This window comes from Hydrogenophaga sp., from assembly GCF_051858985.1.
In the GTDB taxonomy this organism is placed as follows: domain Bacteria; phylum Pseudomonadota; class Gammaproteobacteria; order Burkholderiales; family Burkholderiaceae_C; genus Hydrogenophaga.
Genome location: NZ_JBHYGM010000002.1, coordinates 458,143 through 480,414, shown reverse-complemented (window position 1 = coordinate 480,414; position 22,272 = coordinate 458,143). Strand labels below are relative to the sequence as shown.

Below are 22,272 nucleotides of genomic sequence, written 5' to 3'. Positions count from 1 at the left end.
CGCACCACCCGGACGTTTGCCGTTGCTGACCGCACGGGGCCTGTCTTGAAGCTCGCTGTAGTGGGTGCGGGTGTGGCGGGCACCACCACCGCGTACGAACTCACGCTCGATGGTCACGAGGTGAAGGTGTTCGAACGTCGGAGCACGATCGCCGAGGAAGCCAGCTTTGCCACTGGGGCCCTGGTTTCTCCAGGCTGGACGTCCGACTGGACAGGCACTCAGGCGCACATCCGCATGCCCTGGGCCAACGGCCGGGGAGACGGACTGCGGCTGGCTGGCCTGCCGGGGTTTCGCGAATGGCCCTGGCTGTGGCAATGGAGACAAGCCGGCCAGGGCGATCGGGCGGTTCTGGCGCAAGGCCACCTTCACCAATTGTTGCGCTACAGCCAGCAGAGGCAACAATCGATCACCAACGAACTGGAGCTCGATCACGACCGCAGCCAGGGCATGCTGGTGTTGTGGCGTGACGCACGCGACGCCGAACTGGCGCAGCCCACCCTGGCGCTTCTTCGGGAAAGCGGCATCGCATTCAAGCAGCTGGACTCGGCTCAGGTGCGCGCCCTGGAACCCGCGCTGAGTGCAGATACCCCTTTGCATGGCGCCGTCGAACTTGGCGGTGAAGGCGTTGCGAACTGCCGCGAATTTGCGCTCCTGCTGCGCGCAGCGGCCCAGGCACAGGGTTGTCGGTTCGAATTCGACTCACGGGCAGTTTCCATGACGCCTCGCTCGGACGGCCATGTGGACATCACCCACGAAGCTGGCGCCGGCCCGCAGACCGAGAAGTTTGACGCCGTGGTGGTTTGCGCAGGTGAGTTCAGCACAACGCTGCTGCAGCCCTTGGGATTGCGCCTGCCGCTGAGGGCCGTGCATGGTCACTCCCTCAGCGCAGCGGTCCGCGAACCGCTGGACGCACCGCTGTCGGCCGTGCTGGACGCACGCAGCGGAATATCGATCGCCCGGTTGGGGCAGCGCGTGCGGGTGGCCGGCGGCCACGAGTTCGGCTCGACCCCGGGGCAGATGTCCAAACCGTCGCTGGCCCGGCTGTACCAGGCGCTGGACGACTGGTTCCCAGGCGCAGTGCGGCTGGGTGGGCCTCGCGGCAGCATCCAGGAATGGCAAGGTGCCCAAGCGTGTCTTCCCGATGGGCTGGCCCTGATCGGGCCGACACGCGTTCCCGGCCTCTGGCTCAACCTGGGCCACGGCGCCAGCGGGTGGTCCGCCGCCTGCGGAAGCGCTCGTGCCCTCGCCGATCGCCTGCAGGGCCGCGAACCCGATGTGAACCTCGTCGGCTTCTCGCCACAGCGATTCGGCCTCTGAAGCACGGGCGACCCGCCCGTGATGAAATGGAAGTTGTTTCTTCCGGGTATGTCGTGACTGCTCCTTCGAGTTCGCAAACATCCAGCGTGACCGCTTCAGGAGTGAGGCCGGTCGACGCAGCACGGCCAGAGGCGCTCTACGACGTTCAGGGCACTCGCCGCATCGAACAACGGGCGCAGGAAAGTCTGCCTCCCCATGCCCTGATGTCGCGCTCGGGCTTTTCTGTGGCCCGACTGGCCCGTGCGCTGGCACCGCACGCAAGGGTCATCTGGGTGGCCTGCGGACCCGGGAACAACGGCGGCGACGGGCTCGTGGCCGCCGCGCACCTGCATCGCTGGTCGCAGCAGCTCGGCACTTCTGTTCAGGTTGTGGTCACGCACTGGACGGGCAATCCCGCCGACGACAGACGGCTGCCAGCCGACGCTCACCTTGCCCTGGAGGGTGCGCGTGAAGCCGGCGTGGCCTTCGCGTCTCAGCCACCCGCCTCGTTCGACCTGGCCATCGATGCCCTGTTCGGCATTGGCGCCTTGCGAACTCTAGAGGGTGAAATCGCCGAATGGCTTGGCGCACTTCGCGACACCTCGAGCCCGGTACTTTGCGTGGACGTGCCCAGCGGCCTCGACGCCGACACGGGGGCGTTGCACGGCTCTGCGGTCACGGGCGTGGGTTCTGCGCGCGGTCTGAGGCACACGCTGTCGTTGCTCACACTCAAACCTGGTCTCTTTACGGCTCAAGGACGGGACAGCGCCGGGCGGGTCTGGCTCGACGAGCTTGGTGTGGCGCCTTCTGCTGAAGTGCCCGTGAGGGCCTGGCTTGCGGGGCATCCCATGCCGGCCGGGGGAACCGCCGCGAGGTCGCACGCAAGCCACAAAGGCAGCTTCGGCGACGTGCTGGTCCTGGGCGGACAAGGCATCGGCGTGGACGGTGCAGGCATGACCGGCGCGGCGGTGCTCGCTGCAAGAGCCGCGCTGCATGCGGGCGCAGGCCGCATCTTCGTCGGACTGCTGCATGCGCCCGGCGAAGTTGAATTGACCTGGGACCCGGTCAGCCCGGAACTGATGTTTCGCCGGCCTGAAAGGCTTCTGGAGCGCGACGTGCTGCGCCAGGGTTGCGTGGTCTGCGGATGCGGCGGTGGGCGAAGCGTGGCAGGCGTATTGCCCCAGGTGCTGTCCGGCGCCACGCGTCTGGTGCTCGATGCCGACGCGCTCAATGCGATCGCGGCAGACGCCGGACTCTGGCCCCTGCTCCGTCAGCGGCAGGCTCGTGGCTGGACGACCGTCATCACGCCGCATCCGCTGGAAGCCGCGCGCCTGTTGGGGAGTGACACGCACAGTGTGATGGCCGACCGGATTGGTGCGGCGCAGAAGCTGGCCGATGAATTCCGCGTGTGGTGCGTTCTCAAGGGTTCTGGAACAGTGCTGGCGGCCCCAGGCGAACTACCCTGGATCAACCCCACGGGCAATGCCGCTCTGGCAACGGCGGGGACCGGGGACGTGCTGGCCGGCATACTGGGAGCGGCGCTCGCGCGCCCCGGTGAGGGAAGCGGCGCGCTGCGCAGCGTGGCAGCGGCAATCTTTCAGCATGGTTGGCTGGCCGATCACTGGCCTCCAGGCTCAACCTTGACGGCCGGCGGCCTGGCTGCGAGCGTGCAGCCCTTGGCTTGAAACGGGGATCAACCCAGAAGCATCAGCCCGACCTGCAACAGGATGATGAGGACCAGCACGGAAAGGTCCACGCCGCCAATCTGGGGAATCACACGCCGCACCGGCCGCAGGATCGGCCCGCACAGCCGCTCCAGCGTGGCCATGACGGGCGACTGCGGCTGGACCCACGACAGGATGGCGTAACCCAGCAAAAGGACCATGAGGCCCTGCAGGAGGGTTCGCACCAGCAGCCGGAGCGCCATCTGAACGACCGTGAACAGCGATGCCTCCAAGCTGAACAAGCCTTCCGACACACTGCTGGCCAGCACCAGCCAGGCAACGCCATACATCAGCGCCAGTAGAAGCGCCGCGATGAGGCTGCCCCAGTCAACGCGACTCTGGGCCAGTGCGCGCGGGAGGATGCGGCGCACCGGCGCCACCAGCCAGTCGGTCAACGCAATGGCGAACCGACCGGGCTGTGCCGACATGTGGATGCGCAACTGGTTCATCCACGCGCGCAACAAGGCGGCAGCCACCAGAAAGAAGAACAGGGTTTCTAGGAGGAAGAAGACGATGCGCATGCGTGAACGTTTCTCTGCCGTGGGGGAAGCGAAGTGTAGGCCCGCCGTCGGTACGACTCAGTCGCCAGAGAGCCGCAGGGGCGCCAGTGGCAGGCGGGGGTCGGGCTCGCGCCCGTCGGCCAGGCGCTGGAGCGCGGCCGCCCGCGAAGCCTCCAGAAAGTCCAGCATGATCGGCGAACTGTCCGCCAGCGCATCACGCTCATGGTGGAACTCCGGGTGCCACTGAACACCACGCGCGTAGGAGTCGCCCGTCCAGCGAATCGCCTCCACCATGCCGTCCAGCGTGGAGACCGCCTCCACCACCATGCCCTTGCCGATCTCGGCCACCGCCTGATGATGGATGCTGGTCACTCGCAACTGGGAAGCGTTGGGATACAGGCGGGTCAATGCGGTACCTTGCAGGAACGTGACGTCGTGTTCGTACTGGTCGTACAGGTCGGTTTCCACGTGGGGATGCGCGGCGGGACATTGCGTGGCAATGTCCTGGTACAGCGTGCCGCCGAAAGCCACGTTGAGCAACTGAGCACCACGGCACACGCCCAGCACCGGCTTCTTTTGCGCAACGAAGGTCCTGAGCAAGGCCAGCTCGTACCGATCTCGCACCACGTCGCCCTGCCAGCGCGGATCGATCGGCGTCTGACCGTAGGTCTGAGGCGCCACATCAGCGCCGCCCTGCAGCACCAGCGCGTCGAGCTCCTGGACCACGTGCTCGACCTTGAGGTGCCGTGCCGCGTGCTTGCTGTCGTGGGCAACGGCCGGCACCATGAAGGCCACGGCGCCGTGCTCCATGATCCAGTGCGCCAGCGATTGTTCGATGTACTGCAGGATCTTGTTGCGGAAACCCAGCTCTTGAGGGACCGAATGCAGCAGGCGCGCCGAAACGCCGATGCGCAAGGGACGCTCGGTGGGGACCGCGGGCAGCTTGCGTCGTGAAGAGGTGGAAATTGCTCGATCGGGCATGCTCGACTCGTCCTGCTGCTTCAGCGACGGCTCTTGCGCGATTTGCTGGCCGCACTGCGCGCGCCACCCCGATCGGTTTTCTTGCCGGCGGCCTTGCGCACCGCCGCCTTCACTTCCTGCACCGGCGCAGGCGCTGCGCCTCTGCGACTGGACGCGTTGCCATCGCGGCCACGTCGAGCCTTGTCGTTGCGACCTGAAGGCGCAGCGCCTTCTGCCGGCCCGGTTTGACCGGTCTTGTCGCGCATGGCGCGCAACAGGAGCTCATCATCGCCACTGACCAGACGAAAGTCGATGCGCCGGCCATCGAGGTCCACGCGACTGACCTGCACCTGGACGCGCGTACCCAGCGCGTATCGAATGCCCGTGCGTTCCCCGCGCAACTCCTGGCGCGCTTCATCGAACCGGAAGTACTCGCCACCCAGCTCGGTGATGTGAACCAGCCCTTCCACATACATCGCATCCAGCGTCACGAACAGCCCGAAGCTCGTGACGGAACTCACCACGCCGCTAAATTCCTCGCCGAGGTGTTCGCGCATGTACTTGCATTTGAGCCAGGCCTCCACGTCACGGCTGGCTTCATCGGCACGCCGCTCATTGGCGCTGCAGTGCAGGCCTGCGGCCTGCCAGGCCAATGTATCCACCGACGGCTTCTTCACCACCTCGCCCACCGCCAGCGGCCTGGCACGGCTGGCCAGGCGCTTGCTCAGCTTGGCATGCGCCTCACCTGGAGTCGGCAGCACTGGCAACTCGTAGCGCTTGCGCGCGAGGATGGCCTTGATCACGCGGTGCACCAGCAGATCGGGGTAGCGTCGAATGGGGCTGGTGAAGTGCGTGTAGGCCTCGAAAGCCAGGCCGAAGTGGCCGCTGTTGATGGGTGTGTAGATCGCCTGCTGCATGGAGCGCAACAGCATGGTGTGGATCTGCTGAGCCTCTGGCCGATCCTTCGTCGCCAGCGCGATCTGCTGGAAATCGGCCGGCTTGGGGTTGTCGCCGATGGTCTGCGAAACGCCCATCGCCTTGAGGTAGTTGCGCAGGATCTCCTGCTTCTCCGGCGTCGGACCCTCATGCACGCGGTACAGGCCCGTGTGCTTGCCCTCGCTGATGAAGTCGGCGGAGCACACATTGGCCGCCAGCATGGCTTCTTCGATCACCTTGTGAGCGTCGTTGCGAGTGCGAGGAATGATTTTCTCGATGCGGCCCGATTCATCGCAAACGATCTGCGTCTCGGTGGTCTCGAAATCCACCGCCCCACGCTCACCCCGTGCCGCCAGCAAGGCACCGTAGACGTCGTGCAGATTGAGAAGGTAGGGCACCAGGGCCTTGCGCTGCGCGGCCTCCGGGCCGCGGGTGTTCTGCAGGATGGCCGCCACTTCGGTGTACGTGAAACGAGCGTGGCTGAACATCACCGCCGGATAGAACTGGTAGGCATGCACTTCGCCCTTGGCGTTGACCAGCATGTCGCACACCATGCACAACCGTTCCACGCCCGGATTGAGCGAGCACAGGCCGTTGGAGAGCTTCTCCGGCAACATGGGAATGACGCGCCGGGGGAAATACACCGAGGTCGCGCGGTCATAGGCATCCACGTCGATCGGCGAGCCGGTCTCCACATAGTGACTCACGTCGGCAATGGCCACGAGCAACCGCCAGCCTTTGCCTTTGCCCACCTTGGCGGGCTCGCAGTACACCGCGTCGTCGAAATCGCGCGCGTCTTCCCCGTCGATGGTGACCAGCGGCACGTCACGCAGATCCACCCGGTGCTTGTGATCGGCAGCGCGCACGTGATCCGGCAATGCGCGGGCCTGTGCCAGGGCCGCATCAGAAAATTCATGCGGCACGCCGTACTTGCGCACCGCAATCTCGATCTCCATGCCGGGGTCGTCGATCTCTCCCAGCACCTCCTTCACACGCCCGACCGGCTGGCCGTACAGCGCCGGCGGCTCGGTGAGTTCGACGACCACCACCTGGCCGGGCTTGGCCGAACCGGTGGCGCCCTTGGGAATCAACACGTCCTGGCCGTAGCGCTTGTCTTCGGGTGCGACGAGCCACACGCCACTTTCTTGCAAAAGACGCCCGATGATGGGGGAGTCAGAGCGTTCGACGATCTCCGTCACGCGGCCTTCGGGCCGGCCCTTGCGGTCCATGCGAACAATGCGCGCCTTGACGCGATCCTTGTGCAAAACCGCCCGCATTTCGTTGGACGGGAGATAGATATCGGCCTGGCCATCGTCGCGGATCACAAAACCATGTCCGTCGCGATGACCGGAGACAACACCTTCGTATTCGGCCAACAGGCTGCTTTTTTCGTTCACTTTTACTCTGCTATAATTTCGGTTTTCCTGAGATGCCCAGGTGGCGGAATTGGTAGACGCACTAGTTTCAGGTACTAGCGCCGAGAGGCGTGGAGGTTCGAGTCCTCTCTTGGGCACCAATCATAAGGGCCAGCAAACGCAAGTTTGCTGGCCTTTTCCTTTTGTGACGTGCCCTCAAACCGGCACTGCCAACAGGTCATGGCCTTGTGCAGCCACGACGCGTGCCTTGGTGAATTCACCGACCTTCAAGGTCTTGCTGATCTTCTCGGGCGGCAGGAGGCGCACGACGCCATCGATCTCTGGTGCATCCGCGTAGCTACGGCCCACACCACCCTTCTTGCCCAGGCCGGGCGCCGAGTCCACCAACACCTGCATGGTCGCGCCGACCCGCTGCTGCAGCTTGGTGGCCGAAACGTCTTCGGCCACTGCCATGAAGCGGGCCCGACGCTCTTCGCGCAGCGCATCCGCAACGGCATCCGGCAATTGATTCGCGGTCGCTCCCGGTACGGGCGAGTACGCAAAACATCCCGCGCGATCGATGCGGGCCTCGCGCAGGAAATCCAGCAAGTGCTCGAACTCGGCCTCGGTCTCGCCGGGAAAACCGGCAATGAACGTGCTGCGCACCACGATCTCCGGACACAGTTCACGCCAGCGTGCGATGCGTTCGAGATTCCTCTCACCGCTGGCAGGCCGCTTCATGCGTCGCAACACGTCGGGATGGCTGTGCTGCAAAGGCACGTCGAGGTACGGCAGGCACAGGCCTTCTGCCATGAGCGGGATGACGTCGTCCACATGGGGATAGGGATAGACGTAATGCAGCCGCACCCACGCACCGTAGCCCCTGGCGATTTCGCCCAGTGAGCGCACCAGGTCGAACATGCGCGTCTTGACGGGTTTGCCGTCCCAGAAGCCGGTGCGGTACTTCACATCGACCCCATAGGCCGATGTGTCCTGGCTGACCACCAGCAACTCCTTCACACCAGCTTCGAAAAGCTTTCGAGCTTCGGTCAGAACGTCACCAATGGGCCGGCTCACGAGATCACCACGCATCGAGGGGATGATGCAGAAGGTGCAGCGGTGGTTGCAGCCTTCGCTGATCTTGAGGTAGGCGTAATGGCGCGGCGTGAGCTTGATGCCCTGAGGCGGCACCAGGTCCACGAAGGGATCGTGCGGCTTGGGCAGGTGCTCGTGCACGGCACTCATCACTTCGTGCGTGGCATGGGGCCCGGTCACCGCCAGCACGCTGGGATGCATCTGGCGCACCAGATTGCCGCCGCCCTCGCCTTCGCGCGCGCCCAGGCAACCGGTGACGATCACTTTCCCGTTCTCGGCCAGGGCTTCGCCAATCGTGTCCAGGCTTTCGCGGACCGCGTCGTCAATGAAGCCGCAGGTGTTCACGATCACCAGGTCGGCACCGGCGAACGTCTTGGAGGTTTGGTAGCCCTCGGCGCTCAGTTGCGTGAGGATGAGTTCGGAATCGGTCAGGGCCTTGGGGCAACCCAGGCTGACGAAACCGACTTTGGGCGCCGAGATGGTCGGCGGGACGAGCGTTTCAGACATGGGTCGATTGTCTCAGACCCGCCCGATGCCCGTGAACGCAAGGACTAGCGCTTGAGCCCGAGCGCTGCAAGCATCTGCTCGCTGTTCTTCTGCATCTGCTCCTGCATCTGCGTGAACGCGTTGCGGGACTGCTCCAGATACGTGCCCATCATCCCCTGCATCATGGGCGACTGCACGTTCATGAACTGCTTCCAGGCCTCGGGATTGACGCCGGTGGATTGCTCCGTCATCTTGTGCTGGAGGTCCATGAAGATCTGCACATTCTTCTCCAGGTAGGAACCCATGAAATCCTGCATGGCATGACCATAGAAGCGGATGATGTTGGCGAGCACCTGCTCGGTGAAGATGGGAACCCCCGCGGTTTCTTCTTCCAGAATGATCTGCAGCAGGATGCTGCGCGTCAGGTCGTCGTTGGACTTGGCGTCGCGCACGACAAAGGGCTCGTTGTCCATGACCAGCGCCTTCACTTCAGCGAGCGTGATGTACGACGAGGTGTCGGTGTCGTACAGACGCCGGTTCGGGTACTTCTTGATCACGCGCACAGCGGGAGCACGCTCACCGCCGCTGTCGGCCTTGGTTTTTTGCACTGAGGACTTTCTGGAAGGAGCGGGCAGGGGCGCCCAACGTCTGCTCGGAGGATACGGCACATTCTAGAAACCCGACCGACACGCGGGAGCATGGGTTTTCCCTGTGCGCGAGCGGCGAAGCGGGCAAAAAAAAGCCCGGCGTGGATGCCAGGCATTTCGGGGCTAGCCTCGCTAGGAGGCAAATCGGATTGGTAGGCGCGATTGGACTCGAACCAACGACCCCCACCATGTCAAGGTGGTGCTCTAACCAGCTGAGCTACGCGCCTACAAACGATTCGAAGCCTCGCAGTATAGCAGTTCGCCGAATCTATTTACGCCGTACTACCCGCACACCCGACACATCGCCCACCACCGACATGGCGCGCGCGACCTGACGCGCGTCGGGCACCTCGATGGTGAAGGTCATCCAGGCAATGCCTTTGACCGACTGCGTCTGCACGCCGATCACATTCATCTTCTCGCGCGCGAACACGTCGGAAATGTCGCGCAGCAGGCCTTGGCGGTCGACCGCCTCGATCGCCACGTCGACCGGGTAGACGGAAGGCTGCGCGTCCCGGCCCCCGTTGTCCTGTCCACCCCATTGAACTTCGATCACGCGGTCCGGATTCTTGCGCTGAAGGTGAGCAAAGTCGGTGCAATCGCTGCGATGGATGCTCACCCCCTTTCCACGGGTGACGAAGCCGCCGATCTCATCGGGCGGCGCCGGCTTGCAGCACCTCGCGAGCTGGGTCATGAGCGACTCCACACCCACCACCAGCACGCCACCGCCCGACTGCGCCGCCGATTTGCGCGGCTTTCTGAGCCAGACCGGCACCTCCGAAGGCGCTTCCGGCTCGGGTGGCCGAAGGTGGGTCTCGATCGCGCGCAACGAGAGTTCGTCCTTGCCGACCTGTTCGAACAAGGCCTGCGCGGAAGCCAGCCCAAGGGCAGCGGCGAGGTCGTCGAACTTCAAGGCAGTCTTGCCTTCCCGCTGCAACAGCTTTTCAACCGCCTCGCGGCCTCTGGCCACTGTCTCTTCCATGGCCTGGGCATTGAACCAGGCGCGCACCTTGCTTTTGGCACGGTGACTCACCAGGTAACCCAGATCGGCATTCAGCCAGTCGCGCGAAGGCCCGCCCTCTTTCGCTGCCGTGATCTCCACGGTCTGGCCGTTCTGCAACGGCGTGTTGAGCGTGACCATGGCGCCGTCCACCCGCGCTCCCCGGCATCGGTGGCCCAGATCGGTGTGCACCGTGTAGGCAAAGTCCACCGCTGTCGCACCCTGAGGCAACTCCACGATGGCCGCGTCAGGGGTGAGTACGTAGATGCGGTCTTCGAAAAGCCCCTGAGCGGCCCCACTCAGGTCACGTTCCCAGGCCAAAAGTTGTCGAAGCACCGCGATCTTGGCGTCGTACTCCGAGCTGGCCGACACGCCCGCGTAGCCTTTGGTCCCGGCCTCCTTGTAGGCCCAGTGCGCCGCCACACCGTGTTCGGCGTGGTCGTGCATCGACTGCGTGCGGATCTGGATCTCGAACGCCCTGCCCTGTTCGTCGCGCACCACCGTGTGCAGCGACTGGTAGCCATTGGCCTTGGGCTTGGCGATGTAGTCGTCGAACTCGTCCGGCAAGGGCGAGAAATGCGCGTGCACATGGGCGAGCACGGCATAGCAGTCCGCCACTTCCGGCACCACCACGCGCAGCGCGCGTATGTCGAAAACCTGTTCGAAGTCAAGCGACTTGCCACGCATCTTCTTGACGATGCTGTAGATGTGCTTGGGTCGGCCCTGCACAGAGGCCTGAACACCCTGCCTGTGCAACGCTTCTTCCAGCCGCTGCCGGACCTGCTCGACGTGCGCTTCGCGTTCCGCGCGCTTTTCATCCAGCAGCTGCGCCACCTGCTTGTAGGTGTGGGGCTCCAGGAAGCGAAACGCCAGGTCTTCCATTTCCCATTTGATCTGCCAGATGCCCAGGCGGTTGGCCAGCGGAGCAAAGACATGCAGCGACTCGCTGGCCAGGGCGTCACCGGGCTCACCTTTGCTCGCAGCAAAGTAGCGAAGCGTCTGCAGGCGAGAAGCCAGGCGGAGCATGACCACCCGCAGATCGCGCGAGAACGCCAGCAGCATCTTGCGCACGTTCTCCGTCTGGCTGGCTGCCAGTTCGGAGACCAGGGTCTTGCCCGGCGCCGTCACGGGCAGGTCCTGCTCTTGCGCGGTCTGGCGTTCGACCTCCTTCTTGGCCTGCACCTCAGCATGTTTCAGGCGCGCCTGACGCTGCAACTGCACCAGCTTGGTGGTCTCCACAGCCAGCGCCGCAAAGTTCTCGCCGAAGGCCTTGGAGATCACTTCCTGGGGCCGGTTCAGGTGCTGGCAGGCGTACACGAGGTAGGCGGCGGCCTGCATCGCTTCAGATCCGCCGATGTCGTTGAGCACGCCAGCCACCGCGTCCGCGTGGGCAAGGATGTTCTCGCCGGTGTCCAGGTGCTCGCTGGCAATCAGTGGTTCGGCAAATGCGCGAGCGCGCGTCAGCGCCTGCGCCTGCTTCGGCAGACTGTCGGACGTGGCGGCCACGATGGCCGACGGTACGGCCTGTGCGGAGCGCGCTTCCGGGACCTCGCCGGATGCAGAACCTGTGGATCGCTTCATGGGTGGACGGACGCCATCGTCATTCGTCCCACAGGAACGAGCGCACCGTTTCAACCTGTTCTGGCGCCACCAGCGTGGGCGCATGCCCAACCCCATCGAAGGTGACGCACCGCGCTTTCGGGCCGCGCGATGCCATCTCGTTCACGGTCGCCTGGGTGAGCAGGTCAGAATGCTGGCCGCGCAACAGCAGCGTGCGAGCGGTGATCGCGTCGTACAGCGCCCAGAGCGCGGCTTCGCCATCGCGCACCATCTGATGGGCCATCGCCTGATCGGGCATGTTGACGAGTGCCTGAACGGGCAGAGCCAGAGCCGGGTCGTAGTGCAACCACCAGCGGCCTTCCCGTTCCCGCAGCATCGGCACCGACAGGTCGCGCCACTGTTCAGGGGTGTGCGGGCCGAACGTGGCCGAGATCGAGGCGAGGTAATCGATCGCGGCCCGCTCGCTGTCGAACGAAGGGTTCTTCCCGAGGTAAGTACCAATCCGCTGCAGCGCTTCCCATTGCACCACCGGACCCACGTCGTTGAGCACCAGACGGCGAATGGACAGCGCGGGCTGCGCGGCCACCGCCATGCCGATCAGGCCACCCATGCTGGTGCCGACCCAGTCGATCACGAGGCCGGGACGTTCTGCACGGAGTTTCAACAGCAGCGCCGCAAGATCGGCTGCGTAGGTGGGCAACTGGTATCCCATGGGGTCGGCGAGCCAGTCGCTGTGGCCACGTCCGGCCACATCCACGGCAATCACGCGGGCGCGTGCGGAAAGCGCGCGCGCCAACGTGTCGAAATCGCGCGCCTGACGCCCCAGTCCGTGCACGCAGATCACCACGTGGTCCTGGTGACCCGACATGCACGACCAGTCCCAATACGCCATGCGACGCGGGGCGCCCGTGGCGGCTGCGGGTGCGCCGACGACGAGAAACTGCAGGGATGGTTCTTGCATGGGAGGGGGCGGCCCAAGGCCTCCGTGATAATGCTTCAAGCGCTTTTCAACCAATCGTAATGGAACTGGAGTACCCCATGCTTGCCAACAAGACCGCCCTCGTCACCGGCTCCACCAGCGGCATCGGGCTCGGCATTGCCAAGGCCCTGGCACGCCAGGGCGCAAACATCGTGCTCAACGGATTCGGCGATGCCGAAGGTCCCAAGGCGGAGATCGCCGCACTGGGCGCCAAGGTGGCCTATCACGGCGCGGACATGAGCAAGCCGGCCGAGATCGAAGCCATGATGGCTTTTGCCGCAGACACCTTTGGACAGGTGGACATTCTGGTGAACAACGCTGGTATCCAGCATGTGGCGCGGGTCGAGGATTTTCCTGTGGAACGCTGGGACGCGATCATTGCGATCAATCTCACCAGCGCGTTTCTGGCGAGCCGTCTGGCCCTGCCTGCGATGCAGAAGGCCAACTGGGGTCGCATCATCAACGTGGCGTCGGTGCATGGTCTGGTGGGCTCGGCCGAAAAGTCGGCCTATGTCGCGGCAAAGCACGGCATCCTGGGGCTGACCAAGGTCACGGCACTGGAAAACGCCACCTCGGGCGTCACATGCAACGCCATCTGCCCAGGCTGGGTGCTCACACCTTTGGTGCAGAAGCAGGTCGATGCCAAGGCAGCGGCGCAGGGCTTGTCCAACGAGGACGCCAAGAAACAGCTTCTCGGGGAGAAGGAGCCTTCGATGCAGTTCACCACGCCCGAAGAGCTTGGCGAACTGGCGGTCTTCTTCTGCTCGCCCGCCGCCAACAACGTGCGCGGCGTGGCCTGGAACATGGACGGCGGCTGGGCCGCCCAATGAACGTCAGCGCAATTGCACGGAACCGGACACCGTCACATTGACGGTGGACTTGCCAGCTTCCACCGGGACCGCCGCGTCCGACATCGCCGCCTTCGCTTCCATCGCCATCATGCGCGGCTGGATCGGGCGGCCTTCCTGATCGGCTGAACTCACGGCCACTTCGCGCAGGCTGTAGCCGGCAAAGCCGAAACCCTTGGCCACATCGCTCGCGCGCTGCTTGAAGCGCTCGATGGCCATGGCCTGGACGTCGGCTTCGAGCTTCTGCCGCGCCTCCCGCGACAGCGAGAAACCCATGTTGCCCATGGTGAGTGTCTGGATCTTGCCGGCGGTCGTACTGATCAGTGCGAAGTCACGGCCTTCCAGCACCAGTTCGGTGCCGCCCATCCAGCCGTTGATCTTGCCGTTGGTGCCGTAGCGTGGGTGCAGGCTGAACTGACCGCTTCGCACCTCCATCTGCTGGGGCTTTGCGCTCGCGCGCGCCACCACGAGTGCCGCTTCCAGCGCCTGCTTGAGCTGGTTCTGCACGGTCCCGGCGTCGGGCCCTTCGCGGGTGGTGTTCAGGCTCATGCTCAGCCAGTCCTGAGGCACTTCCATGAAGCCGCTGGCCGAGATGTTCACCACGTTGGCGGGCACGGGCGCGGTGCCCTGGGCCTGGGCTGGAGCAACGGCCATGAAAGCCAGCGCCATGACGGCCGGAAGCAGGATGCGGGAAGGGGAACGGTGCGAAGAGGAAAAGAGCTTGAGCGGTCGGATCGATGGCAAGTTCATGGCTTGAAGCGGGAGTCATAGGGAGGCTGTTCACGCAGCTGCTCGCGCAAGCGCTGGCGCTCTTCCGCCGAGAGGCGGTAGGGCTTGCTGGTGTCGTCCATGTCGTCGAAGGGCTGACGAAGCGCATCGCGCAGGCGCATGGGCCCACGCGCTTCACTGCTGTCGCCCACCGAGATGGGCAGCACGGTAGCCGGCACATCAGGCGGCAGCGGATGCAGACGTTGACCGTCGTGACCCGCCATCAGTGGACTGATGACCGACAACAGGAACGCGCTCGTCAGAATCGATTTCATGGTGCGCTCAAGTATGAACATGGCGCCGATTGTGTGATGTGGCCCCGATGAAGTCGCTGCCAGCGCGGGCAACATCTGTAACAGCGTGTCAGGAAAATAAAAAATGAGTGCTGACAACCACTTGGCGCTGCCACAATCGAGTTTGTTACATATTTCGGAAGTTGTTCCCATGCCACAAAACAGTGTCCGCCCCAACAAGATTCTTGTCGTCGATGACGATGTCCGCATCCGCGATCTGCTGCGCCGCTACCTGATGCAGGAAGGTTTTGAAGTCATGCTGGCCGAAGACGGCAAAGCCCTGAACCGGGTGCTGCAGCGCGATTCCGTCGACCTGATCGTGCTCGACCTGATGATGCCCGGCGAGGACGGGCTGTCGATCTGCCGCCGCCTGCGCGCCAATGGCGACCGCACCCCCATCATCATGCTCACGGCCAAGAGCGAGGACGTGGATCGGATCGTCGGCCTGGAAGTCGGCGCCGACGACTACCTGGGCAAACCCTTCAATCCGCGCGAATTGCTGGCGCGCATCCACGCCGTGCTTCGCCGCCGCCCGCCCACTGAAGTCCCGGGCGCTCCGTCGCAAGACCAGGAAGTGGTGAAGTTCGGCCCGTTCGAATTCGACCTGAGCCTGCGCACGCTGCGCAAGGACAACGTGGACCTGCCGCTGACCACGGGCGAATTCGCCATGCTCAAGGCCCTTGTCCGCCACCCGCGTCAGCCCCTTTCGCGCGAAAAACTGGCTCAGTTGGCACGTGGCCGGGAGTTCGAACCGTTTGACCGCAGCCTGGACGTGCAGGTCTCGCGGCTGCGCAAACTGATTGAAGAAGACGCCGCATCGCCCCGGTACCTGCAGACCGTCTGGGGTGTGGGCTACGTCTTCGTGCCGGACGGCAATGCCTGATGCCCGACGAGTCACGCGTTCCGTTCGAGACCCAGCCGGCCTCGCTGGAAACAGCGCCCGCGCCGCTGGAGATGCGTCCCAACCGGGGCGTGAGCCTGTTCTGGCGCACCTTTCTGTTTCTGGCGCTGCTTCTGGTCGGCTGCATCGTCGCCTGGCTGCAGACATTCCGGGCACTTGAATACGAGCCGCGCGCGCTGCAGAGCGCCAACCAGCTGGCTTCCCTGGTCAACCTGAGCCGGGCTGCACTGATCCACTCGGACGCCATTGCCCGCGTTTCCCTGATCAAGACCCTGGCCAGCGAGGAAGGCCTGCGCATCGCGCCGCGCGAGCCCACCGACACCTTTCGCCTCTACAACACGGATGCCCTCAGCCGCAACGTGGCCGAGCGGCTGAGCGGCCGGCTCGGGCCGGACACGCTGGTGGCGCGCGAGGTGAATGGCACCCCAGGCTTGTGGATCGGCTTCACCATCGATGACGACCCCTACTGGCTGCTCACCGATCCGTCGCGCATCGGCCCGGTGGCCGGCACCACCTGGCTGATCTGGCTGGGCACGGCCGCGCTGCTCTCGCTCACCGGTGCCGCGCTGATCGCGCGCTTGATCAACCGCCCGCTGAAAAAGCTCTCTTTTGCGGCCAGCCGCGTGCGCGAAGGCGATTTCAATGCCAGCCAGCTCAACGAGACGGTCGCGACCAGCGAGATCCGGGAGGTCAACATCGGCTTCAACCGCATGGCCCAGCGCCTGTCCAAGATCGAGCAGGACCGCGCGCTCATGCTCGCCGGCATCTCGCACGACCTGCGCACGCCGCTGGCGCGCCTGCGCCTGGAAACCGAAATGAGTGTGGACGATCCGCAAGCCCGCGAGCACATGTCGGCCGACATCGAGCAGGTGAATGCGATCATCGACAAGTTCCTCGACTACGCGCGCCCCGACCACATCAAGCCCGAGCGCGTGAACCTCAACCAGGTGGTGGACGCGGCCATCTTCTCGGTGGGGCAGGATCCCAACACCGTGATCACCACCAGCATTCCGCTGCACACCATCGTGATGGGCGATGCGGTGGAACTCCAGCGCGTGTTTGCCAACCTGCTGGAAAACGCGATGCGCTACGGCAAAGATCCCGACACCGGCGTGACGCGGGTGGAGATCGCCGCCAAGGCCAAGGACGACTTCGTGCTGATCAAGCTGCGCGACCACGGCCAGGGCGTGAACCCCGACCAGATCGAACAGCTCACCCAGCCGTTCTACCGCGGCGACGTGTCACGCACGTCGGCCACCGGCACTGGCCTGGGCCTGGCCATCGTCGACCGCGCGATTGCCCGCATGGGCGGGCGTTTTGCGGTGGCCAACAGCAGCACGGGTGGCCTGGCCGCTCACATGAAGCTGGTCAAGGCGTCTTCCTGACCAGCAGGACGACGGCGCGCGCCTCCATGCTCAGCCCTTCTCCGACGGGGCCGATCTTCTCGGCGGTCTTGGCTTTCACGTTGACCTGATCACGGGCCACGCCCAGGGTGGCGGCCATACGCTCGCACATGGCGCCGATGTGCGGCGCCAGTCGCGGAGCCTGCGCCACCACGGTGCTGTCCACGTTGCCGATCTCGAACCCCGCCTCCCGCACGCGCCGGGCAGCTTCGGCCAGCAGCACGCTAGAGTCAGCGCCTTTGAACCGATCGTCCGTGTCCGGAAAGTGGCGCCCGATGTCGCCCAGCGCGGCCGCGCCCAGCAAGGCGTCGGTGATGGCGTGCAGGAGAACGTCGGCATCGGAATGGCCCAGCAGTCCATGGGTGTGTGGAATGGTCACGCCGCCGATGATCAGGGGCCGGCCCGTTACCAGCGCGTGCACGTCCCAGCCCTCGCCAACGCGGAAAGGGGACAGGTGGATGGTCATGAACGGCTCCTGAGAACGGCTTCGGCCAGGGCGAAGTCTTCGGGGTAGGTGACCTTGAAGTTCTGCGCGCTGCCTCGCACCAGCAAGGGGCTTTCACCTGCGCGCTCCATGGCGCTGGCTTCGTCGGTCACGCCCGCAAAACCTTGTTCCCGGGTGGCGGCCAGCGCGGCCCGCAGCGCACCCAGTCGGAACATCTGCGGCGTCTGTGCCAGCCACTTGTGGGAACGCTCCACGGTGGCCGAAACACGACCGCCTTCCTCTGACTTGAGGGTATCGGGCAAAGGCAACGCAAGCAGGCCACCCACCTGGTCGCCCCAACAGGCATCCATAAGAGCCTCCACTTGCTCGCCGGTCACCAGGCACCGCGCGGCGTCGTGCACCAGCACCCAGTCGTCGGGGTGCGCGCCCTCGTCCAGCAAGGCATGCAGGCCATTGAAGACGCTCTCGGCCCGCGTTGCGCCTCCGCATCGCGCCAGCACGGTGCCGATCGGCTGTGAAGACCACCACGCATCTTCGGGCGCAATGACCACCACGCACAGCCCGATCCTCGGCAGCGATCGAAGCGCCGCCAGCGTGTGCATGACCATGGGCTGGCCCGCGATCGGCTGGTATTGCTTGGGAAGTTCGGTTCCCGCCCGGGTGCCGGTTCCCGCGCAGGGGAGCAAGGCGTGGCAGCGGGGTGCGGCGTGGGAGGTCAATTCGGTCGGGGCATCGGCCATGGTGTGCCTGCATTCTAGAATCAGGCCATCACACCCCCTGCCGCACCGGCCGGGGGTGTTCGTCATGGTCGCTTCGCCGTCGCACCCTCAAGTCCTATCCTGTTCGCCACTTTGTCCCCATGGACTTGCCCAAACTCATTCCTGGAAAACGCCACACGCTGCCACTGCCCGGCGGCTCTGCCGACGCCTTGCTGCTGGCCCGGTTGGCCACACGCGAGAAAGGCGCAGGCCGTCTCACCGCCATCGTCACGGCCGACGCCAACGACGCACAGCGCCTCATCGACGAGATGGCGTTCTTTGCGCCCGACTTGCGCTGCGCGCTGTTTCCGGATTGGGAGACCCTGCCCTACGACACGTTCTCACCCCACCAGGACCTGATCAGCGAACGCCTGGCCACGCTCTGGCGCATCTCCCAGCGCGACAAGGAAACCGGCGCTGACGTGGTGCTCGTGCCCGCCACCACTGCGTTGTACCGGCTCGCGCCACCCGCCTTCCTCGCGGGCTACACCTTCCACTTCAAGGTCAAGCAGAAGCTGGATGAAGCGCGGCTGAAGGGCCAGCTCACCCTGGCCGGCTACCAGCATGTGACCCAGGTGGTGAGCCCGGGCGAGTACGCCGTGCGCGGTGGCCTCATCGACCTCTTCCCCATGGGCAGCCTCGTGCCATACCGCGTGGACCTGTTCGATGACGAGATCGACAGCATCCGCACCTTCGATCCCGACAGCCAGCGCAGCCTGTACCCGGTGAACGAAGTGCGCCTGCTCCCGGGCCGCGAATTCCCGATGGACGATGCAGCGCGCGCGCGCTTCCGCAGCCGGTGGCGCGAACTGCTGGAAGGCGACCCGACCAAGAGCCGCATCTACAAGGACATTGGCAACGGCGTGGCCACCGCGGGGATCGAGTACTACCTGCCGCTGTTCTTCGAGGACACCGCCACCGTGTTCGACTACCTGGGTGCCGACGCCACGGTGGTGTTGCACGGGGAACTCGAACCCGCGTTCCAGCGCTTCTGGCAGGACACGAAGGATCGGCACCGCCTGTTGCGCGGCGATCCTGAGCGGCCGGTACTCCCGCCGGACGCCCTGTTCCTGGACGCCGAGCAGTTCTACATCCGGGCCAATCAGCACGCCCAGCTGGTGTTGCGGCCCGTCCAGGCCGGCATGGAACACGGTGCCACCGTGCAACCCTTGGGCGACCTGTCGGTGCTGCGCGGCGCCGAAGACCCGCTCGCGCGACTGCAGGCCCACATCCGCAACACCACCCACCACGTGCTGCTGCTCGCCGAGAGCGACGGTCGGCGCGAGAGCCTGCTGGATTTCCTGCGGGCCAGCGGCCTGAACCCGCCGGTGGTCGATTCGCTGGGCGAATTCCTGGCCAGCGACGAGAAAACCGGCATGGCCACCGCCGCGCTCACGGTCGGTTTCTCCTGGCTCGACGAAGGCATCGACTTCGTCACAGAGACCGAACTCTTCGCTGCTGGCCCCACCACCCGTCGGCGCAAGAAGCAGGAACAGGTCAGCGACGTCGATGCGTTGATCAAGGACCTCTCCGAACTCAACGTGGGCGATCCGGTGGTGCACAACGCCCACGGCATTGGGCGCTACCGGGGCCTGGTGCACATGGACATGGGCGAGAAGAACCCGGACGGCTCGCCCGCGTTGCAGGAGTTCCTGCACCTGGAGTACGCCGACAAGGCCGTGCTGTACGTGCCGGTGAGCCAGCTCCAGCTGATTGGCCGCTACACCGGCGTGAGCGCCGACGAGGCGCCACTGCACCGCCTGGGCAGTGGTCAGTGGGAGAAGGCCAAACGCAAGGCCGCCGAGCAGGTGCGCGATGCAGCCGCCGAACTCCTCAACATCTATGCGCGCCGTGCCGCGCGCCAGGGCCACGCATTCCGCTACTCCGCGCAGGATTACGAGGTCTTTGCCAACGATTTCGGCTTTGATGAAACCGCCGACCAGCGCGCAGCCATCCACGCGGTGATCCAGGACATGATCAGCCCGCGCCCGATGGACCGGCTGGTGTGCGGCGACGTGGGCTTCGGCAAGACCGAGGTGGCCCTGCGCGCCGCGTTCGTGGCGGTGACAGGCGGGCGCCAGGTGGCGTTTCTCGCCCCCACCACCCTGCTGGCCGAGCAGCACTTCCAGACGCTGTCGGACCGGTTCTCGAAATGGCCTGTGAAGGTGGCCGAGATGAGCCGCTTTCGCTCCACCAAGGAGATCAATGCCGCTGCCAAAGGCCTGGCCGATGGTTCGGTGGACATCGTGGTCGGCACGCACAAACTGCTCAGCGAAAGCGTGAAGTTCAAAGACCTGGGCCTGCTCATCATCGACGAGGAGCACCGTTTCGGCGTGCGCCACAAGGAGCAGATGAAGGCGCTGCGCGCCGAGGTGGATGTGCTCACCTTGACTGCCACCCCGATCCCGCGCACGCTGGGCATGGCGCTGGAAGGCTTGCGTGACCTGTCGGTCATCGCCACCGCGCCGCAGCGCCGGCTGGCCATCAAGACCTTTGTCCGCAATGAAGGCAACGGTGTGATCCGCGAAGCCGTGCTGCGCGAACTCAAGCGCGGCGGCCAGGTCTATTTCCTCCACAACGAAGTGGAAACGATCGAGAACCGCCGACAGAAGCTCGAGGAGATATTGCCCGAGGCGCGCATTGCGATCGCACACGGCCAGATGCCCGAGCGTGAGCTCGAGCGTGTGATGCGCGACTTTGTGGCGCAGCGCTACAACCTGCTCCTGTGCTCGACCATCATCGAGACCGGCATCGACGTGCCCACCGCCAACACCATCGTCATGAGCCGGGCGGACAAGTTCGGCCTGGCGCAGCTGCACCAGTTGCGCGGGCGCGTGGGCCGGAGCCATCACCAGGCGTATGCGTACCTCATGGTCCCTGACACCGAAGGCCTGACCAAGCAGGCGTCGCAACGACTCGATGCGATCCAACAGATGGAAGAGCTCGGCAGCGGCTTCTACCTCGCCATGCACGACCTGGAGATACGCGGCGCGGGCGAGGTGTTGGGCGAGAACCAGAGTGGCAACATGCTGGAGGTCGGCTTTCAGCTCTACAACGAGATGCTCAGCGAAGCCGTGCGCTCGCTCAAGGCAGGCCGCGAACCCGACCTGCTTTCGCCGCTCTCGGTCACCACCGACATCAACCTGCACGCACCTGCCCTGCTTCCCAGCGACTACTGCGGCGATGTGCACCTGCGGCTGTCGTTCTACAAGAAGCTCGCCACGGCAAAGAACAGCGACCAGGTGGACGCGCTGCTCGAAGAGATCGTCGACCGGTTCGGCAAGCTGCCGCCGCAGGCGCAGACCCTCATTGACGTGCATCGCCTGCGCTGCATCAGCGCGCCCTACGGTGTGGTGAAAGTGGATGCGGCGCCGGGCGTGATCCAGATCACCTTCCGTGCCAATCCGCCATTCGATTCCATGCGCATCATCGAGCTGATCCAGAAGAACAGGCACATCAAACTCGCCGGCAACGAGAAGCTGCGCATTGAACGCGCCCTGCCAGAAGTGAAAGACCGGGTTCAGATGGTGCGCGACGTGCTGCGCTCGCTGGGCCAACCCATCCAGCAATCCGAACCCGCATGACCGAACCCACCCACACCGAATACGCGCCCGGCCTGACCGTGCGAGGCATCACCCCGCCATTGAAGTTGAGCGATTACAAGCTCATCGCTTTCGACATGGATTCCACGCTCATCAGCATCGAGTGTGTCGATGAGATCGCCGATGCTGTGGGGAAGAAGGCCGAAGTCGCCGCCATCACCGAGGCAGCCATGCGGGGTGAGATCGCCGACTACAAGGAAAGCCTGCGCCAGCGCGTCGGGCTGCTTCGCGGCGTGACCGTGGCCGACATGGAGCAGGTGTACACCGAGCGCCTGCGCATCAACCCGGGCGCTGCCGAACTCATCAACGCCTGCAAGGCGGCGGGTCTGAAGGTGCTGCTGGTGTCGGGCGGCTTCACGTTCTTCAGCGAGCGGGTGCGCCAGACGCTGGGCATCGACTTCACGCGCGCCAACGTGCTCGAGGTGGAGAGTGGCCCGAATTGTGGCCAGCTCACCGGGCGCATGGTGGACCAGCCCTGGGGCGATATCTGCGACGGTGCAGAGAAGCGCCGCACACTGCTCGAAGTGGCTTCGCTGCTGGGCATCGATGCCTCTGAATGCATCGCCATGGGCGACGGCGCGAATGACCTGCCCATGATGGGTGTGGCCGGGCTCTCGGTCGCCTACCACGCCAAGCCTGCCGTGCGCGAGCAGGCCATGGTGGCCATTCACGAGGGCGGACTCGACCGGCTGCTGGAAGTGCTGCGCTGAGCGTTG

The 22,272-nt window shown here is 65.0% G+C and carries 18 protein-coding genes and 2 tRNA genes; 8 read left to right on the top strand and 12 right to left on the bottom strand.

Annotated elements, in window-relative coordinates:
• Window positions 1-45 precede the first annotated feature (45 nt).
• Together ACTIEY_RS08710 and ACTIEY_RS08705 are read left to right on the top strand one after the other, a co-directional pair.
• Window positions 46-1,317 carry an FAD-dependent oxidoreductase gene (locus ACTIEY_RS08710; RefSeq protein WP_439518717.1) on the top strand — a complete coding sequence of 424 codons (1,272 nt, stop codon included), beginning with the start codon at window positions 46-48 and terminating at the stop codon, window positions 1,315-1,317.
• Between the two features lie 86 nt (window positions 1,318-1,403).
• Window positions 1,404-2,981: an NAD(P)H-hydrate dehydratase gene (locus ACTIEY_RS08705; protein WP_439518716.1), complete on the top strand. Its 1,578-nt coding sequence runs from the start codon at window positions 1,404-1,406 to the stop codon at window positions 2,979-2,981.
• 8 nt (window positions 2,982-2,989) lie between these two features.
• On the opposite strand, the gene ACTIEY_RS08700 is transcribed toward ACTIEY_RS08705, so the two are convergent.
• Genes ACTIEY_RS08700 through rnr form a run of 3 tightly spaced genes read right to left on the bottom strand, consistent with a single transcriptional unit; the run spans window position 2,990 to window position 6,813 of the window.
• The gene (locus tag ACTIEY_RS08700; protein ID WP_439518715.1) at window positions 2,990-3,541 is read right to left on the bottom strand and encodes a YggT family protein; all 552 of its coding nucleotides are present in this window, start codon (window positions 3,539-3,541) and stop codon (window positions 2,990-2,992) included.
• A 57-nt stretch (window positions 3,542-3,598) separates the two neighbouring features.
• Window positions 3,599-4,501, bottom strand: coding sequence for a gamma-glutamyl-gamma-aminobutyrate hydrolase family protein (locus tag ACTIEY_RS08695; RefSeq protein ID WP_439518714.1), 903 nt, complete (start codon window positions 4,499-4,501; stop codon window positions 3,599-3,601).
• 20 nt (window positions 4,502-4,521) lie between these two features.
• Window positions 4,522-6,813 carry a ribonuclease R gene (rnr, locus tag ACTIEY_RS08690; RefSeq protein ID WP_439518713.1) on the bottom strand — a complete coding sequence of 764 codons (2,292 nt, stop codon included), beginning with the start codon at window positions 6,811-6,813 and terminating at the stop codon, window positions 4,522-4,524.
• A 34-nt stretch (window positions 6,814-6,847) separates the two neighbouring features.
• Between rnr and ACTIEY_RS08685 the strand changes: the two genes are divergently transcribed.
• Window positions 6,848-6,932 (top strand) — tRNA-Leu (locus ACTIEY_RS08685).
• Between the two features lie 55 nt (window positions 6,933-6,987).
• Here the strand turns inward: ACTIEY_RS08685 and rimO are convergent.
• From rimO to ACTIEY_RS08660, 5 genes are all read right to left on the bottom strand, one after another.
• Window positions 6,988-8,373, bottom strand: coding sequence for a 30S ribosomal protein S12 methylthiotransferase RimO (rimO, locus tag ACTIEY_RS08680; protein WP_439518712.1), 1,386 nt, complete (start codon window positions 8,371-8,373; stop codon window positions 6,988-6,990).
• A gap of 44 nt (window positions 8,374-8,417) precedes the next feature.
• The gene (phaR, locus tag ACTIEY_RS08675) at window positions 8,418-8,960 is read right to left on the bottom strand and encodes a polyhydroxyalkanoate synthesis repressor PhaR (RefSeq protein WP_439518711.1); all 543 of its coding nucleotides are present in this window, start codon (window positions 8,958-8,960) and stop codon (window positions 8,418-8,420) included.
• A gap of 189 nt (window positions 8,961-9,149) precedes the next feature.
• A tRNA-Val gene (locus ACTIEY_RS08670) sits at window positions 9,150-9,226 on the bottom strand.
• 41 nt (window positions 9,227-9,267) lie between these two features.
• On the bottom strand, window positions 9,268-11,580 hold the full coding sequence (locus ACTIEY_RS08665; protein WP_439518710.1) for a RelA/SpoT family protein: 2,313 nt from the start codon (window positions 11,578-11,580) through the stop codon (window positions 9,268-9,270).
• 19 nt (window positions 11,581-11,599) lie between these two features.
• Window positions 11,600-12,520 carry an alpha/beta fold hydrolase gene (locus ACTIEY_RS08660; protein WP_439518709.1) on the bottom strand — a complete coding sequence of 307 codons (921 nt, stop codon included), beginning with the start codon at window positions 12,518-12,520 and terminating at the stop codon, window positions 11,600-11,602.
• A 77-nt stretch (window positions 12,521-12,597) separates the two neighbouring features.
• Here ACTIEY_RS08660 and ACTIEY_RS08655 point away from each other — a divergent pair, with 77 nt between their 5' ends.
• A complete protein-coding gene (locus tag ACTIEY_RS08655; RefSeq protein WP_439518708.1) occupies window positions 12,598-13,368 on the top strand; it encodes a 3-hydroxybutyrate dehydrogenase in 771 nt (256 codons plus the stop codon).
• Between the two features lie 3 nt (window positions 13,369-13,371).
• Here the strand turns inward: ACTIEY_RS08655 and ACTIEY_RS08650 are convergent, their stop codons facing one another.
• A complete protein-coding gene (locus ACTIEY_RS08650) occupies window positions 13,372-14,040 on the bottom strand; it encodes an SIMPL domain-containing protein (RefSeq protein WP_439519428.1) in 669 nt (222 codons plus the stop codon).
• A 92-nt stretch (window positions 14,041-14,132) separates the two neighbouring features.
• Window positions 14,133-14,429 carry a hypothetical protein gene (locus ACTIEY_RS08645; RefSeq protein WP_439518707.1) on the bottom strand — a complete coding sequence of 99 codons (297 nt, stop codon included), beginning with the start codon at window positions 14,427-14,429 and terminating at the stop codon, window positions 14,133-14,135.
• 169 nt (window positions 14,430-14,598) lie between these two features.
• Here ACTIEY_RS08645 and ompR point away from each other — a divergent pair, with 169 nt between their 5' ends.
• Together ompR and ACTIEY_RS08635 are read left to right on the top strand one after the other, a co-directional pair.
• A complete protein-coding gene (ompR, locus tag ACTIEY_RS08640; RefSeq protein ID WP_439518706.1) occupies window positions 14,599-15,330 on the top strand; it encodes an osmolarity response regulator transcription factor OmpR in 732 nt (243 codons plus the stop codon).
• Window positions 15,330-16,733 carry an ATP-binding protein gene (locus tag ACTIEY_RS08635; protein WP_439518705.1) on the top strand — a complete coding sequence of 468 codons (1,404 nt, stop codon included), beginning with the start codon at window positions 15,330-15,332 and terminating at the stop codon, window positions 16,731-16,733. The genes ompR and ACTIEY_RS08635 overlap by 1 nt, the downstream gene beginning before the upstream one ends.
• On the opposite strand, the gene ispF is transcribed toward ACTIEY_RS08635, so the two are convergent.
• Together ispF and ispD are read right to left on the bottom strand one after the other, a co-directional pair.
• Window positions 16,717-17,217: a 2-C-methyl-D-erythritol 2,4-cyclodiphosphate synthase gene (gene ispF, locus ACTIEY_RS08630; protein WP_439518704.1), complete on the bottom strand. Its 501-nt coding sequence runs from the start codon at window positions 17,215-17,217 to the stop codon at window positions 16,717-16,719. The two genes, ACTIEY_RS08635 and ispF, sit on opposite strands and share 17 nt — an antisense overlap.
• Entirely contained in the window at window positions 17,214-17,936 is a 723-nt protein-coding gene (gene ispD / locus ACTIEY_RS08625) for a 2-C-methyl-D-erythritol 4-phosphate cytidylyltransferase (protein ID WP_439518703.1), read from the bottom strand. The genes ispF and ispD overlap by 4 nt, the downstream gene beginning before the upstream one ends.
• 119 nt (window positions 17,937-18,055) lie before the next feature.
• On the opposite strand from ispD, the gene mfd reads away from it, so the two are divergent.
• On the top strand, window positions 18,056-21,538 hold the full coding sequence (gene mfd, locus ACTIEY_RS08620) for a transcription-repair coupling factor (RefSeq protein ID WP_439518702.1): 3,483 nt from the start codon (window positions 18,056-18,058) through the stop codon (window positions 21,536-21,538).
• Window positions 21,535-22,266, top strand: a complete 732-nt coding sequence (serB, locus tag ACTIEY_RS08615) for a phosphoserine phosphatase SerB (protein WP_439518701.1) — start codon at window positions 21,535-21,537, stop codon at window positions 22,264-22,266. The genes mfd and serB overlap by 4 nt, the downstream gene beginning before the upstream one ends.
• Window positions 22,267-22,272: the final 6 nt, after the last annotated feature.

Excerpts from the sequence above, each read along its gene's own strand:
- ACTIEY_RS08635 (WP_439518705.1), top strand. The coding sequence starts at position 15,330 with ATGCCCGACGAGTCACGCGTTCCGTTCGAGACCCAGCCGGCCTCGCTG.
- ispF (WP_439518704.1), bottom strand. The coding sequence starts at position 17,217 with ATGACCATCCACCTGTCCCCTTTCCGCGTTGGCGAGGGCTGGGACGTG.
- mfd (WP_439518702.1), top strand. The coding sequence starts at position 18,056 with ATGGACTTGCCCAAACTCATTCCTGGAAAACGCCACACGCTGCCACTG.
- ACTIEY_RS08695 (WP_439518714.1), bottom strand. The coding sequence starts at position 4,501 with ATGCCCGATCGAGCAATTTCCACCTCTTCACGACGCAAGCTGCCCGCG.
- ispD (WP_439518703.1), bottom strand. The coding sequence starts at position 17,936 with ATGGCCGATGCCCCGACCGAATTGACCTCCCACGCCGCACCCCGCTGC.
- ACTIEY_RS08660 (WP_439518709.1), bottom strand. The coding sequence starts at position 12,520 with ATGCAAGAACCATCCCTGCAGTTTCTCGTCGTCGGCGCACCCGCAGCC.
- serB (WP_439518701.1), top strand. The coding sequence starts at position 21,535 with ATGACCGAACCCACCCACACCGAATACGCGCCCGGCCTGACCGTGCGA.
- rimO (WP_439518712.1), bottom strand. The coding sequence starts at position 8,373 with ATGTCTGAAACGCTCGTCCCGCCGACCATCTCGGCGCCCAAAGTCGGT.
- ACTIEY_RS08645 (WP_439518707.1), bottom strand. The coding sequence starts at position 14,429 with ATGAAATCGATTCTGACGAGCGCGTTCCTGTTGTCGGTCATCAGTCCA.
- ACTIEY_RS08665 (WP_439518710.1), bottom strand. The coding sequence starts at position 11,580 with ATGAAGCGATCCACAGGTTCTGCATCCGGCGAGGTCCCGGAAGCGCGC.
- ompR (WP_439518706.1), top strand. The coding sequence starts at position 14,599 with ATGCCACAAAACAGTGTCCGCCCCAACAAGATTCTTGTCGTCGATGAC.
- ACTIEY_RS08700 (WP_439518715.1), bottom strand. The coding sequence starts at position 3,541 with ATGCGCATCGTCTTCTTCCTCCTAGAAACCCTGTTCTTCTTTCTGGTG.
- ACTIEY_RS08650 (WP_439519428.1), bottom strand. The coding sequence starts at position 14,040 with ATGGCCGTTGCTCCAGCCCAGGCCCAGGGCACCGCGCCCGTGCCCGCC.
- ACTIEY_RS08655 (WP_439518708.1), top strand. The coding sequence starts at position 12,598 with ATGCTTGCCAACAAGACCGCCCTCGTCACCGGCTCCACCAGCGGCATC.